Source organism: Geodermatophilus aquaeductus (assembly GCF_900182545.1).
Classification (GTDB): domain Bacteria; phylum Actinomycetota; class Actinomycetes; order Mycobacteriales; family Geodermatophilaceae; genus Geodermatophilus; species Geodermatophilus aquaeductus.
This window is the reverse complement of the sequence record NZ_FXTJ01000011.1, coordinates 85641-97888: the sequence shown is the minus strand read 5'-3', so window position 1 is coordinate 97888 and position 12248 is coordinate 85641. Positions and strand designations below refer to the sequence as shown.

At 75.2% G+C, this 12248-nt stretch carries 12 protein-coding genes and 1 pseudogene; 4 read left to right on the top strand and 9 right to left on the bottom strand.

Features of this window, described 5'->3' with window-relative positions:
• Positions 1-18 precede the first annotated feature (18 nt).
• A complete protein-coding gene (locus FN207_RS21480; RefSeq protein ID WP_142460493.1) occupies positions 19-741 on the bottom strand; it encodes a hypothetical protein in 723 nt (240 codons plus the stop codon).
• A gap of 91 nt (positions 742-832) precedes the next feature.
• On the opposite strand from FN207_RS21480, the gene FN207_RS21475 reads away from it, so the two are divergent.
• Together FN207_RS21475 and FN207_RS21470 are read left to right on the top strand one after the other, a co-directional pair.
• A complete protein-coding gene (locus FN207_RS21475) occupies positions 833-1825 on the top strand; it encodes an NAD(P)H-quinone oxidoreductase (RefSeq protein ID WP_142460492.1) in 993 nt (330 codons plus the stop codon).
• A 74-nt stretch (positions 1826-1899) separates the two neighbouring features.
• Positions 1900-2802, top strand: a pseudogene (locus FN207_RS21470) (IS982 family transposase).
• A gap of 33 nt (positions 2803-2835) precedes the next feature.
• On the opposite strand, the gene FN207_RS21465 reads toward FN207_RS21470, so the two are convergent.
• Positions 2836-4065 carry a cysteine desulfurase-like protein gene (locus FN207_RS21465; protein WP_142460491.1) on the bottom strand — a complete coding sequence of 410 codons (1230 nt, stop codon included), beginning with the start codon at positions 4063-4065 and terminating at the stop codon, positions 2836-2838.
• A 78-nt stretch (positions 4066-4143) separates the two neighbouring features.
• Here FN207_RS21465 and FN207_RS21460 point away from each other — a divergent pair, with 78 nt between their 5' ends.
• Together FN207_RS21460 and FN207_RS21455 are read left to right on the top strand one after the other, a co-directional pair.
• Complete coding sequence (locus tag FN207_RS21460) at positions 4144-4689, top strand: bacterial proteasome activator family protein (RefSeq protein WP_142460490.1); 546 nt, start codon at positions 4144-4146, stop codon at positions 4687-4689.
• A 12-nt stretch (positions 4690-4701) separates the two neighbouring features.
• Positions 4702-4932 carry a DUF1707 SHOCT-like domain-containing protein gene (locus FN207_RS21455; RefSeq protein ID WP_246066244.1) on the top strand — a complete coding sequence of 77 codons (231 nt, stop codon included), beginning with the start codon at positions 4702-4704 and terminating at the stop codon, positions 4930-4932.
• A 13-nt stretch (positions 4933-4945) separates the two neighbouring features.
• Here the strand turns inward: FN207_RS21455 and FN207_RS21450 are convergent, their stop codons facing one another.
• The 7 genes from FN207_RS21450 to FN207_RS21420 form a co-directional block, all read right to left on the bottom strand.
• Positions 4946-5767, bottom strand: a complete 822-nt coding sequence (locus FN207_RS21450; protein ID WP_142460489.1) for a slipin family protein — start codon at positions 5765-5767, stop codon at positions 4946-4948.
• A gap of 158 nt (positions 5768-5925) precedes the next feature.
• Positions 5926-7551, bottom strand: coding sequence for a methyl-accepting chemotaxis protein (locus FN207_RS21445; RefSeq protein ID WP_142460488.1), 1626 nt, complete (start codon positions 7549-7551; stop codon positions 5926-5928).
• A gap of 118 nt (positions 7552-7669) precedes the next feature.
• Positions 7670-8473, bottom strand: a complete 804-nt coding sequence (locus tag FN207_RS21440; protein ID WP_142460487.1) for an HAD family hydrolase — start codon at positions 8471-8473, stop codon at positions 7670-7672.
• On the bottom strand, positions 8466-9368 hold the full coding sequence (locus tag FN207_RS21435) for an HAD family hydrolase (RefSeq protein WP_142460486.1): 903 nt from the start codon (positions 9366-9368) through the stop codon (positions 8466-8468). Before FN207_RS21435 ends, FN207_RS21440 begins: the two co-directional genes overlap by 8 nt.
• The gene (serS, locus tag FN207_RS21430; protein WP_142460485.1) at positions 9365-10666 is read right to left on the bottom strand and encodes a serine--tRNA ligase; all 1302 of its coding nucleotides are present in this window, start codon (positions 10664-10666) and stop codon (positions 9365-9367) included. The genes FN207_RS21435 and serS overlap by 4 nt, the downstream gene beginning before the upstream one ends.
• A complete protein-coding gene (locus FN207_RS21425; RefSeq protein WP_246066242.1) occupies positions 10663-11166 on the bottom strand; it encodes a MerR family transcriptional regulator in 504 nt (167 codons plus the stop codon). Before FN207_RS21425 ends, serS begins: the two co-directional genes overlap by 4 nt.
• Before the next feature lie 10 nt (positions 11167-11176).
• The gene (locus FN207_RS21420) at positions 11177-12205 is read right to left on the bottom strand and encodes an NAD(P)-dependent alcohol dehydrogenase (protein ID WP_142460483.1); all 1029 of its coding nucleotides are present in this window, start codon (positions 12203-12205) and stop codon (positions 11177-11179) included.
• Positions 12206-12248: the final 43 nt, after the last annotated feature.

The window sequence follows — 12248 nt, the reverse complement described above, 5'->3', positions numbered from 1 at the left end:
CCCGATGCCGTCGGGGCGTCACCAGGTGGAGCCGAGGACGGCGTCGCGGGTGCGGGCGTGCCGCGCACCCGCGAAGCGCAGGACCGTGCGCGCCGGCCGGGACGCCGTACGCAGCACCGTGACGCGCTCGGCGGGGTGGCAGGCGTCGAGCAGCCACGGCAGCGTGAACAGCGCCTGACCGGCCGGCAGGGAGCGGCGGACGTTCCGCACGATCCGGTCGCGCTCGGCCGTGGGCACGTGCTCGTCGACCAGGGGGAGCACGCCCTCCTCCTCGGTGTCGAGCCGCGCGGCGACCAGATCGGCGAGCTCGGCCAGCGTCAGGGCCAGGGCGGGGGCGCCGGCGCTGACGTCGCGGGCGAACAGCGGCAGCGCCTGCCGGGCGCGCGCCAGCGCGGAGTCGAGGGCGGCGTCCCCACCGGCGCGGCGCAGCTCCGGGGCGCCCCCGGGCAGCACGACCCGCGACAGCGCGGCCTCCAGCCCGCGGCGCAGCGCCGCGTGCGCCCGCACCTCGGCGAGCACGCGCGTGGTCCAGCGGACCAGCTCGCGCTGGCGGACGGGGCAGCAGGGCTCGTCGAAGGCGATGCCGGTGAGGGCGTCGGCGACCACCCGCGTGCCGGTGCGCAGCGCCCGGTGCAGCAGGGCGTGGTCGGTCAGGTCGGTCACCGCGCCGGGGCGGGCCGGGGCGGCCGCGCGGCGGACGGGCGCGGGCGACGTCGTCGTGGGCATGGTCGTCGAGGTCATGGCGGGAACGGTGCCGCAGGCCCCTGCGCGGCGCTTGCGGCCCGCTTGGACGCCACCGGCGGCCGGGCTGCCCACCTCCTAGGGTCGGGGCATGCGTGCGGTGATCGCGAGCGGACCCGGCGGACCCGAGGTGCTCGGCTGGGGCGAGGTGCCCGACCCGGAGGCCGGCCCCGGCGAGGTCGTCGTCGACGTCGCCGCGACCGCGGTCAACCGCGCCGACCTCCTGCAGCGCGCCGGCAACTACCCGCCGCCGCGCGGGGCCAGCGAGGTCCTCGGCCTGGAGTGCAGCGGGATCGTCAGCGAGGTCGGCGAGGGCGTGACCGGCTGGTCGGTCGGTGACGAGGTGTGCGCGCTGCTCGCCGGCGGCGGGTACGCCGAGCGGGTCGCCGTCCCGGCGGTGCAGCTGCTCCCCCGCCCCGCCGGCGTGGAACTGGCCACCGCCGCCGCGCTGCCGGAGGTCACCTGCACCGTCTGGTCGAACGTCTTCCAGCTCGCCGGCCTGCGCCGCGGCGAGGCGTTCCTCGTGCACGGAGGGTCCAGCGGCATCGGCACGATGGCCATCCAGCTCGCCGTGCGGGCCGGCGCGCGGGTGTTCACCACCGCCGGGAGCGCCGCGAAGCTCGAGTTCTGCCGCGAGCTCGGCGCCGAGGTGGGGATCGACTACCGCGACGAGGACTTCGTCGAGCGGGTGCGCGAGGAGACCGACGGCGCCGGGGTCGACGTCGTGCTGGACAACATGGGCGCGAAGTACCTGGCCCGCAACGTCGACGCGCTCGCCGTCGGCGGCCGGCTGGTCGTCATCGGCATGCAGGGCGGCACGCGGGCGGAGCTGGACATCGCCAAGCTGCTGGCCAAGCGGGCGTCGGTGGCGGCCACGGCGCTGCGCTCGCGGCCGCCCGCGGGGCCCGGCGGCAAGGCGGGGATCGTCGCGGCGGTCCGCGCGGAGGTGTGGCCCGACGTCGAGCGCGGGGTGGTGCGCCCGATCGTCGACCGGCGGCTGCCGATGTCGCGGGCGGCCGAGGCGCACCGCGTCGTGGAGGCGAGCGAGCACATCGGGAAGGTGCTGCTGCTGCCCGACGCCTAGATGAGTGAGTCCGTTTAGCCGGGTCGTGATGTGCGGGTCTGGCCAGGACGGGCGGAGGGTGCCAAGACCGTGGTGTGAGCAACGAACTCGACACCCTCCTGACCGCACTCTACGTAGACCTGGAAGACCGGGTGCTGCCGTCGCTGGGCTGGTCGCGGACGCACCGGCGCGGCCGCCGGCCGGCGCTCGGCGATGCCGAGCTGCTGTGTCTGGCCGTGGCCCAGCAGCTGCTCGGAGTGGCCAGCGAACGGCACTGGATCCGCTACGCCCGGGCCCACCTGACCGGAATGTTCCCGCAGCTGCCGGGGCAATCGGGCTACGGCAAGCGGCTGCGCGCCGCCGGGCCACTGATCGCAGCGGTGATCACCGAACTCGCCCGCGACGTCGACTCCTGGCACGACGTGCTGCGGTTGGTGGACTCCACGCCGCTGCCGTGTGCGGCCTCGCGGGAGACCGTGCGCCGGTCGGATCTGGCCGGGCACGCCGGTTACGGCTACTGCGCCAGCCATTCCCGTTACTTCTGGGGCTTTCGGCTGTATCTGATCTGCACCGCCTAGGGCATGCCGATCATCTGGGGACTGGCCAGCCCGAAGATCGGCGAGCGGGACGTTGTGGCCGCCCTGCTCGATCACAACCACCAGATGGTGCGGGCCGGTCAGGTGCTGCTGGGCGACAAGAACTTCGCTGGTCGGGAGTTCGAAGCCGCCCTCCAGCAGGACTTCGGGGTCCACCTCATCCGTCCCGACCGCAAAGACGAACCAACCCGGCACGGCAGCCTGGCCCGTTGCCGGCAGTGGATCGAGGCCGTCTTCGACACCCTCAAAGGCCAGCTGACCCTCGAAGCCCACGGCGGACGCACCCTGGCCGGGGTCTACGCCCGAGTCGCCGCCCGACTGCTCGCCCTGGCCAGCGCCATCTGGCACAACGAGCACATTGGAGCCCCGATCAAGCGCTCCCTGATCGCCTACGACAGCTGAGGCCTTCAGGACTCACTCATCTAGAGGTACGGCCTAGAGCAGCGCGCCCCGCAGCGCCGCCACGGAGTCGATCACGTAGCCGACCTCCTCGGCGGTGTTGTAGTGCGCCAGCCCGAGGCGGACGGCGCCACCGAGTTCGTTGACCCCGAGCGCGTCGAACAGCTCGCGGGCGTAGAAGTCGCCGTCCCAGGCGCAGATGCCGCGGCGGGAGAGCTCGGCGGCCACCTGACGCGGGCGCATGCCGGGCACGGTGAACGACAGCGTGGGCGTCGTGTGCTCGGGGAAGCCGACCACCTGCACGTGGCGCATCGCCCGCAGCGCCTGGTCCAGCCAGTCGAACAGCCCGCCCTCGTAGGCCGCGACCGCCGCCATCGACGTCCGCAGCCGGTCGCGCCGGCTGCCGGTCGCGTCGTCGCACAGGCCGGCCAGGTGGTCGACGGCGGCCGTGACGCCCGCGTAGAGCTCGAAGGGCGGCGTGCCGGTCTCGAAGCGGTCGGGCACCCGGTCGGGGGTGGGCACCAGCCGGTCGGGCTGCAGCTCGGCGAGCAGCGCGGGGTCGGCCACCACCGCGCCCACGTGCGGCCCGCACCACGTGTAGGCCGAGACGGCGACGAAGTCCGCGCCGAGGGAGCCCTTGTCCAGGAACACGTGCGGTGCGGCCTGGACGGCGTCGACGAACACCAGCGCCCCGACGGCGTGGGCGCGGGCGGCGATGGAGGCGACGTCAGGCCGCGTGCCGATGGCGTTGCTGGCCGCGGTCACCGCCACCAGCCGGGTGCGGGGGGTGATGAGCTCGTCGTACTGCCACGTGGGCAGCTCGCCGGTCTCGATGTCGACCTCGGCCCACCGCACGACGGCGCCGACATGCTCGGCCAGCTGCACCCAGGGCCGGATGTTGGCGTCGTGGTCGAGGCGGCTGACCACCACCTCGTCGCCGTAGCGCCAGGTGCGCGACAGCGCCCGCGCCATCGCGTAGACCAGCGTGGTCGTGCTCGGGCCGAGGACGACGCCGGTGGACACCCCGCCGACCAGGTCGGCGACCGCGGAGCGCGCGGCGGCCACCAGACCCTCGGTGCGCGACGACGACGGGAAGACCCCGCCCCGGTTGGCCACCGGCACCCGCATGGCCGAGGAGACGGCGTGCGCGACGCTCTCGGGCATCAGCGTGCCCGCGGGTGCGTCGGTGTGCACGAAGCCGTCGGAGAGGCCGGGGAACAGGCCGCGGACGCGCGCGACGTCCAGCCGTGGTTCCCCCGGGTGCATGCGGGCGACCCTAGTTGGCACGTTCACCGGCCTGCTCCGCGCGTTCGGCGCACAGGTGCGCGGGGCAGGATGGAGGGCATGACGGCACCCGGGAACGGCATGGAGCGTCCGCAGCAGGTCGTCGTCGTCGGTCCCGACGGGCGGCCGGTCGGCGCGATGCCCGTGCCCACCGGCGGCCCCGAGGGCGACGGCGACGGCTCCCCTGGCATCGGCGAGATGGTCGAGCAGCCGGCCAAGGTCATGCGGATCGGCACGATGATCAAGCAGCTGCTCGAGGAGGTGCGCGCCGCGCCCCTCGACGACGCCAGCCGGACCCGGCTGCGCGACATCCACGCCTCGTCGATCCGCGAGCTGGAGCAGGGCCTGGCCCCTGAGCTCTCCGAGGAGCTGCGCCGGATCACCTCGCCGTTCAGCGACGCGGAGACGCCGTCGGACGCCGAGCTGCGGATCGCGCAGGCCCAGCTCGTCGGCTGGCTCGAGGGCGTCTTCCAGGGCATCCAGACGGCGCTGTTCGCCCAGCAGATGGCCGCCCGCGCGCAGCTGGAGGAGATCCGCCGCGGCCGGGCGCTGCCCGGTGGCACGGCCACCCCCGACGTGCGTCCCGGCGGCGGCCAGTACCTCTGAGCCGACGACGCCGTGGCCGATCGAGCCGACGCCGTGGGCAACGACCGCGAGGGGACCGTCCGGCGGGCGGTCCGGGCCGGCGACGACGACCGCGAGGGGACCGTCCGGCGGCTGCAGCGCGGGCTCGCGGAGGGCCGCCTCGACGTCGCCGAGTTCGACGAGCGGGTGCGGGCCGCCTACGCGGCCCGCACCCTCGGCGAGCTGGCCGACCTGACCGCCGACCTGCCCCCGGACCGGTGGTGACGGCGCCCGGCGGCTAGGCCCGGACCGAGCCGTTCGCGGCCGCGGGCGGGACGGCGGCCGGTGGGACGGCCTCGCGCTGCCCGGCGGCCTGGTCGAAGAAGCGCAGCAGCTCGACGGGGAACGGCATGACGAGCGTGCTGTTCTTCTCCGAGGCGACGTCGTGCACGGTCTGCAGCAGGCGCAGCTGCAGCGCGCCCGGGGTGGCGGCCATCGCCTGGGCGGCCTGCGCCAGCTTGGTCGAGGCCTGGAACTCGCCGTCGGCGGCGATGACCCGGGCCCGCCGGTCACGCTCGGCCTCCGCCTGGCGCGACATCGACCGGCGCATCCCCTCGGGCAGGGAGATGTCCTTGACCTCGACGCGGTCGATCCGGATGCCCCAGTCCTCGGTGGGGGTGTCGATCACCGCGCGCAGCTCGGCGTTGATGGCCTCGCGGTCGGACAGCAGCGTGTCGAGGTCGGCGCGGCCGATGACCGACCGCAGCGACGTCTGCGACACCTGCGACGTCGCCCGCACGTAGTCCTGCACGTTGATCGCGGCACGGACCGGGTCGACGACCCGGAAGTAGACGACCGCGTCCACGCCGATGGTCACGTTGTCGCGCGTGATGGTGCCCTGCGAGGGCACGTCGAGGACGAGCGTCTGGATCGGCACCTTGGTCATCCGGTCGGCGAACGGGACCATGACCCGCAACCCGGGCTCGCGCACGCCCGGGAGCAGCCGGCCGAAGCGCAGCACGACGCCGCGCTGGTACTGCTGGACCATCTTGAGACTGGCGCCGGCAGTCACCAGGGCGAGCGCCCCGACCACGATCAGCACCACGAGCAGAGTGGTCATCGTCCACCTCCGCGGCCGGCGTGCCGCGGGGTCCTCCCGCCGCTGCCCGGTCCGTCCCCCGCCACTGTCCCACCGCCCGGCGCGGGGACGGGGGTCCGCGGGAACGGCAGCGGCGCCGCCCCCGGTGGGGACGGCGCCGCTGGCCGGGACGGGCGTTCCTACACCGCGAAGCGGGCGACGGCCTCCTGCAGCTCACCGCTCATGCGGGCGAGCTCGGCCGCGGCGCGCTGGGCGTCGGCGACCCGGGCACCGGTCTGCTGCGTGCCGGTGGCCAGCCCGCCGATCGCGGTGGCGATGTGCCGCGAGCCGCCGGCGGCCTCGGCCACGTTGCGGTTCATCTCGTTGGTGGTCGCCGTCTGCTCCTCCACCGCCGCGGCGATGGTGGCCTGGAAGTCGTTGATCTCGCCGATGACGGCGCTGATCCGGCTGATGGCCTCGACGGCGCCGGCGGTGTCGGCCTGGATGGCCTCGACCCGGCGGGAGATGTCCTCGGTCGCGCGGGCGGTCTCCTGCGCGAGCTCCTTGACCTCGCTGGCCACGACGGCGAAGCCCTTGCCGGCCTCCCCGGCGCGCGCGGCCTCGATGGTCGCGTTGAGGGCCAGCAGGTTGGTCTGCTCGGCGATGCCGTTGATCAGCTTCACCACGGTGGCGATCTCCTGCGAGGAGTCGCCGAGCTTGCCGACCGTGCGGGTCGTCGTCTCGGCGACGTCCACGGCCTGACCGGCGACGCGGGCGGCCTCGGCGGCGTTGTGCGCGATCTCGCGGATCGCCGTCTCCATCTGCGAGGAGCCGGTGGCGACGGTGTCGACGCTGGCGGCCACCTCACCGGCGGAGGCGACGACGGCGTCGGTCTGGTCGGAGGCCGCGCGGGAGAACTCGGCGATGCCGCTGGCGGCGGTGTCGAGCTGGGTCGAGGCGCCCTGCAGGCGGCCGGCGGAGTCGCGGACGAGCACGAGCACGCCGCCGAGGGAGTCCAGCGTCCGGTCCAGCGAGCGGGCGACCTCGGCGAGCTCGCCGCCGCCGGTCTCCCCGGCGCGCACCCGCAGGTCGCCGCCGGCGACCTTGCCGAGCACCTCGCGGATCCGCTCGACCGGCCGGGTCACGCTGCGGGCGACCAGGACGGCGAGCACGACCGACACGACCAGGCCGAGCGCCACGACGACGATCGTCAGCGTCCGGGCCGAGGAGTAGGCCGCGCGGGCCTCCTCGACGGTCTCCTGGGCCGAGGCGGCCGCCGAGGTGGTGGCCGCGACGAGCGACTCCTCGATGACGTCCTCGTTCTCGGACATGGTCTGCAGCAGCGGGAGGGCGTTCGGCGAGCCCAGCGGCAGGGTCTGCAGCTGCGCGAGCGCGGTCAGGTAGGTCTCCGACGCGGTCTGGAAGCGCTCGAAGTCGGCACGGGCGTCGTCGGACAGCGTCATGGCGGCGACGTCCTCGGCGTGGCCGGCCATGGCCTCACCGGCGTCGGCGGCACCCTGCCGCGCGTCCTGGATGCTGGCCGGCGGCAGCGACGGGATCGCGGCGCGGGCGGTCTGGGCGGCCAACTCCCACCAGTCGACCTGCAGCGTGCGCAGACCGTCGAGCGGCTCGGCGCCCTCGGTGTAGACCTGCTCGGCCTTGTCGGCGAGCACGGACATGCGGTGGACCCCGAACACGCCGACGGCCAGCGTGGTCAGGGCGACCACGAGGATGGCGCCGAGCAGCCGGGTGCGCAGGCCCCACCCTCCCGTCGCGGACTCGTCGGTGGTCGTCGCCGTGGGGACGCGCGGGGTGCTCTGGCTCATGGGTCGCCTTCCGTGGCCTCGTACAGGTCGGCACTGGTGCCGGTCGCTGCACACATCGGCAGGAGGCGGCCGACCTTGAGCCGGACGGCGGCCGCGCGGGGTCAGAGGGACGCGGGTGTCAGAGGGACGCGAGGAACGCGGCGACGCCGTCGTCGTCGTTGGTGCCGGTGACGTCGGTGGCCGCGGCGAGCAGGTCGGGGTGGGCGTGCGCCATGGCCACGGCCCGGCCGCCGCCCTCGCGCACCCAGTCGAAGGCGGCGATGTCGTTGGGCATGTCCCCGAAGACGACGACCTCGTCCGGGCCCACGCCGAACTCGTCGGCGACGCGCGCGATGCCGGTGGCCTTGGTGACCCCGCGGGCGGAGATCTCGGCCAGCGCGTCGGTCGAGGAGTTGGTGACCGTGGCGAGGTCCCCCACCACCCGCTCGACGAGCGCGACGAACTCGTCGCGGCCGAGGTCCTCGTGGCGCGCCAGCAGCTTGGCCGCGGGCGCGGCCACCATCTCCTCCAGCGACGCCTCGCCGACGCCGGGCGCGTCGACGTCCCACCGCGGCTGGTACACCGGCTCGTGCCGGAACTCCAGGCCGTACTCGACGGCGAACCAGGTGCCCGGCTGCTCGGCGCGCAGGCCCGCGGTGATCTCGGCGAGCACCGCCGGGGGCAGCGCCTCCTCGTCGACGATCTCGAAGCGGCCGAGGTCGAGCAGCACCGCGCCGTTGCAGCAGACGGCGGTGCCCGACCGCACGACCTGCCGGATGCGGCGCATCCAGCGCGGGGGCCGGCCGGTGGCCAGGACGAGGGGCACGCCGTCGGCCGCCCACCGCTCCAGCTCGGCGACGGTGGCGTCGCTGACGGTGTCGTCGGACCGCAGGAGGGTGCCGTCCATGTCGCTGGCGATCAGCCGGGGGCGCCAGTCAGACACCGGCGAGCACCGCCTCGAGGTAGCGGGCCACGCCGTCGGCGTCGTGGCCACTGGTGAGCCCGCCGGCGGCCGCGCGGACGGCGGGGTGGGCGTTGGCGACGGCGACGGCGCGCCCGCCGGCGTCGGTGACCGCGCCGATCATCGGCAGGTCGTTGGGCATGTCGCCGAAGACGAGGACGTCGCCGAGGCCGACGCCGTGGTGGTCGAGCGCGATCGCCAGGCCGGTGGCCTTGGTGACGCCGGGCGGGAGCACCTCGATGAAGCCCAGGCCCGCGTGCGTCACCTCGGCCTCGGCCGGGTCGACCACCGAGCGGGCGCGGGCGAGCAGCTCGTCCTGGCCGAGGCCGGGCGAGCGCAGGAAGACCTTGAGCACCGCGCCGGTGGGCAGCACCTGGTGGCGGGGCAGCAGGTGCGCCGGCTCGGGATAGGGCCAGTCGAAGCCGTGCTGCACCCGCAGCGGCGCGTGCGCCTCGGCCTGCTCGGCGGCGTCCTCCACGGCCAGGACCAGGTCGCCGGCCACGGACTCGATGCGCTCGATCACCGCGGTCGCCTGCTCCCGCGGCAGCCCCACCGTGCGCAGCACCTCGTCGCGCTCGAGGTCGACGACGAAGCCGCCCTGCGCGAGGACGGCGATCCCCCGCCCGCCGAGCGCGGTGCGGACGCTGTCGAGCAGGCGCGGTCCCCGGCCGGTGACGCCGACGACGGGGATGCCGGCGTCCCAGCACGCCTCCAGGGCCGCCCGCGTGCGCGGCGTGACCTCACCGGCGGAGGACAGGAGCGTGCCGTCGAGGTCGCTGGCGACCAGCCGCGGGCGCCAGCCACCGAGGTCGCCGAGGTCCACCACCCGCTCGGCGTCCGGGGAGGGGACGTGACCGGAGAGGACGGTCCGGCTCATGCGGCCGCCGGCGGCAGCGGGGCGGCGAGCGTCATGCCCGGGGTGAGCACCTCGTGCCCGCCCAGCCACGGCCGCAGCGCCGCGGGGACGTGCACCGAGCCGTCGGCGCGCTGGTGCACCTCCAGCAGGCAGGCGATGGTGCGGGCGATGGCGCACAGCGTGCCGTTGAGGGTGGCCGCCGTCTGCGGCTTACCGTCCTCGTCGCGGTAGCGGATGGCCAGCCGGCGGGCCTGGAAGGTGGTGCAGTCCGAGGTGCTGGTCAGCTCGCGGTAGGTGCCCTGGCTGGGGAACCAGGCCTCGATGTCGAACTTGCGCGCGGCGCTGGTGCCCAGGTCGCCGGCGGCGATGTCCACCACCCGGTAGGGCAGCTCGAGCGCCTGCAGGAACTCCTCCTCCCAGGCCAGCAGCCGCCGGTGCTCGGCGGCGGCCTCCTCGGGCCGGCAGAAGCTGAACATCTCGACCTTGTCGAACCAGTGCACGCGGATGATGCCGCGGGTGTCCTTGCCGTAGGAGCCGGCCTCGCGGCGGAAGCAGGACGACCAGCCGGCGTAGCGGCGCGGCCCGGCCGAGAGGTCGAGCACCTCGTTGGCGTGCATGCCGGCCAGCGCCACCTCGGAGGTGCCCACGAGGTAGAGGTCGTCGCGCTCGACCCGGTAGACCTCCTCGTCGTGCTCGCCGAGGAAGCCGGTGCCCTCCATCGCCTCGGGCTTGACCAGCGCCGGGGCGACGACCGGGGTGAACCCGGCGGCCACCGCGCGGCTGATCGCCAGCTGCGCCAGCGCGAACTCCAGCAGCGCGCCCGGACCGGTGAGGAAGTAGAAGCGGGCGCCGGAGACCTTCGCGCCGCGCTCCATGTCGATGGCGCCGAGCGCCTCGCCGATCTGCAGGTGGTCGCGCACCTCGAAGTCGTAGGAGGGGACCTCGCCCACGGTGCGCAGGGTGACGGCGTCGTCCTCGCCGCCGGGCGGGACGTCGTCGTGGACGACGTTGGCCAGCGCCAGGTGCGCCTCGCGCAGCGCGGCGTCGGCGGCCCGCTGGGCCTCCTCGGCCTCCTTGACCTGCGCGGCGAGCGCCTTGGCCCGCTCCAGCACGGCGGGGCGCTCCTCCTTCGACGCGCCGCGCACCGCCTGCGAGGCCGCCTTCTGCTCCGCGCGCAGGTCGTCGGCGCGCTTGACGGCGGCGCGGCGGGCCTCGTCGGCGGCCAGGAGCGCGTCGACCCGGGACTCGTCGGCGCCACGGGCACGCTGGCTGGCACGGACGACGTCGGGGTGCTCGCGCACCAGGCGCAGGTCGATCACGAGGTCGATCGTAGAGACGCCCGCCCTCGCCCCCGGTCCGGCGTGGCCGGTCCGCCCGGTCCGACGAGGGCGCGGACGTCGTCCCCGCCCGGGCACGCGTCCCGGCCGGCGGCCTCGTCCTCGCAGTCCAGGCCGCGGGTGATGAGGTCCCGGTACTGGTCGATCTTCGCGGTGAGGACGGCGAGGTCCTCGTGCAGCTGGTCCACCTGACGCTCGATCGAGCCCCGCTGCGCCTCGAGCAGCGCCATCCGGGTGGAGTGGTGCTCCAGGCGCCCTCCGCCGAGCTGCACGAAGTGCCGGACGTCGGCCACCGGCATCCCCGTGCGGCGCAGGGCCTGCACCAGCCGGATGAAGCGCATCGCCGCGGGCGGGTAGCTGCGCCGGCCGGTCGGGGTCCGCCCGACCAGCGGGATGAGGCCCTCCCGCTCGTACCAGCGCAGCGTGTCGATGCTGAGGCCGGTGTGCTCCGAGACCTCCCGGATGCCGAGGGCAGTCGTCACGGCCCCCACGCTAGGCCGCGACGTCCAGCACGAACCGCCAGCGGACGTCGCCGGCGGCCAGCCGCCGGAACGCCGTGTTCACCTCGGCCAGCGGCAGCACCTCGACGTCGGCCCCGATCCCGTGCTCGCCGCAGAAGGCGAGCATCTCCCGCGTCTCGTCGCGGCCGCCGGAGCCGGAGACGGTCAGGGAGCGGCCGAGCAGCGCCATCGTCTCGACGTCCAGCCGCTCGGGCAGGCCGAGCAGCACCAGCCGGCCGTCGAGCCGCAGCGTCCGCAGCAGCGGCGAGAGGTCGTGGGCGGCCGAGGCGGTGTCGACGACGACGTCCAGGCTGCCGGCGCGGGCGGCCATCGCCACCGCGTCGCGGGAGACGACGACGTCGTCGGCGCCCAGTTCCCGGGCCGCCTCGGCCTTGCCCGGCGAGGTGGTGAAGACGACCACCTCGGCGCCGAGGGCCTTGGCGAAGCGGACCGCCAGGTGGCCCAGCCCGCCGGCGCCGACGACGCCGACCGCCTGCCCCGGGCCCACGCCGGCCCGCCGGATCGGGGACCACGTCGTGACGCCGGCGCACATCAGCGGCGCGGCGGCGGCCGGGTCCAGGCCCTCGGGGAGCGGGTACACGAAGGCGTCCCGGACGACGTACTCGGTCGAGTAGGCGCCCTGGGTGGGCGTGCCGTCGTGCCGGTCGACGCCGCCGTAGGTGAGCTGGGGGAACTCCAGGCAGTACGGCTCGCGGGAGGCCAGGCACGACGGGCAGCGGCCGCAGGAGTCGACGACGTTGCCCACGGCGACCCGGTCGCCGACCCGGAAGGCGGTGACCTCGGGCCCGACGGCGCTGACCTCACCGGTGAACTCGTGCCCGGGGACCAGCGGCGCGGCGCCGGGCCGCAGCCCCTGCACCGCGTGCAGGTCGCTGTGGCAGACGCCGACGTGGGTCACCCGCACCGCGACGTCGTCGGGGCGCAGGTCCCGCCGCGTGAACTCCAGGGGCCGCAGCGGCCCGTCCGGCCCGGAGGCGGCCCATCCCGTCACGTGTCGCATGCCGGCCATGCTCGGACCTGGAGCGCACTCCAGCGCAAGCCCG

What these genes read in the sequence shown, in the direction of transcription:
- FN207_RS21480 (WP_142460493.1), bottom strand. Translation starts at nt 741, where the DNA reads ATGACCTCGACGACCATGCCCACGACGACGTCGCCCGCGCCCGTCCGC.
- FN207_RS21475 (WP_142460492.1), top strand. Translation starts at nt 833, where the DNA reads ATGCGTGCGGTGATCGCGAGCGGACCCGGCGGACCCGAGGTGCTCGGC.
- FN207_RS21465 (WP_142460491.1), bottom strand. Translation starts at nt 4,065, where the DNA reads ATGCACCCGGGGGAACCACGGCTGGACGTCGCGCGCGTCCGCGGCCTG.
- FN207_RS21460 (WP_142460490.1), top strand. Translation starts at nt 4,144, where the DNA reads ATGACGGCACCCGGGAACGGCATGGAGCGTCCGCAGCAGGTCGTCGTC.
- FN207_RS21450 (WP_142460489.1), bottom strand. Translation starts at nt 5,767, where the DNA reads ATGACCACTCTGCTCGTGGTGCTGATCGTGGTCGGGGCGCTCGCCCTG.
- FN207_RS21445 (WP_142460488.1), bottom strand. Translation starts at nt 7,551, where the DNA reads ATGAGCCAGAGCACCCCGCGCGTCCCCACGGCGACGACCACCGACGAG.
- FN207_RS21435 (WP_142460486.1), bottom strand. Translation starts at nt 9,368, where the DNA reads ATGAGCCGGACCGTCCTCTCCGGTCACGTCCCCTCCCCGGACGCCGAG.
- FN207_RS21420 (WP_142460483.1), bottom strand. Translation starts at nt 12,205, where the DNA reads ATGCGACACGTGACGGGATGGGCCGCCTCCGGGCCGGACGGGCCGCTG.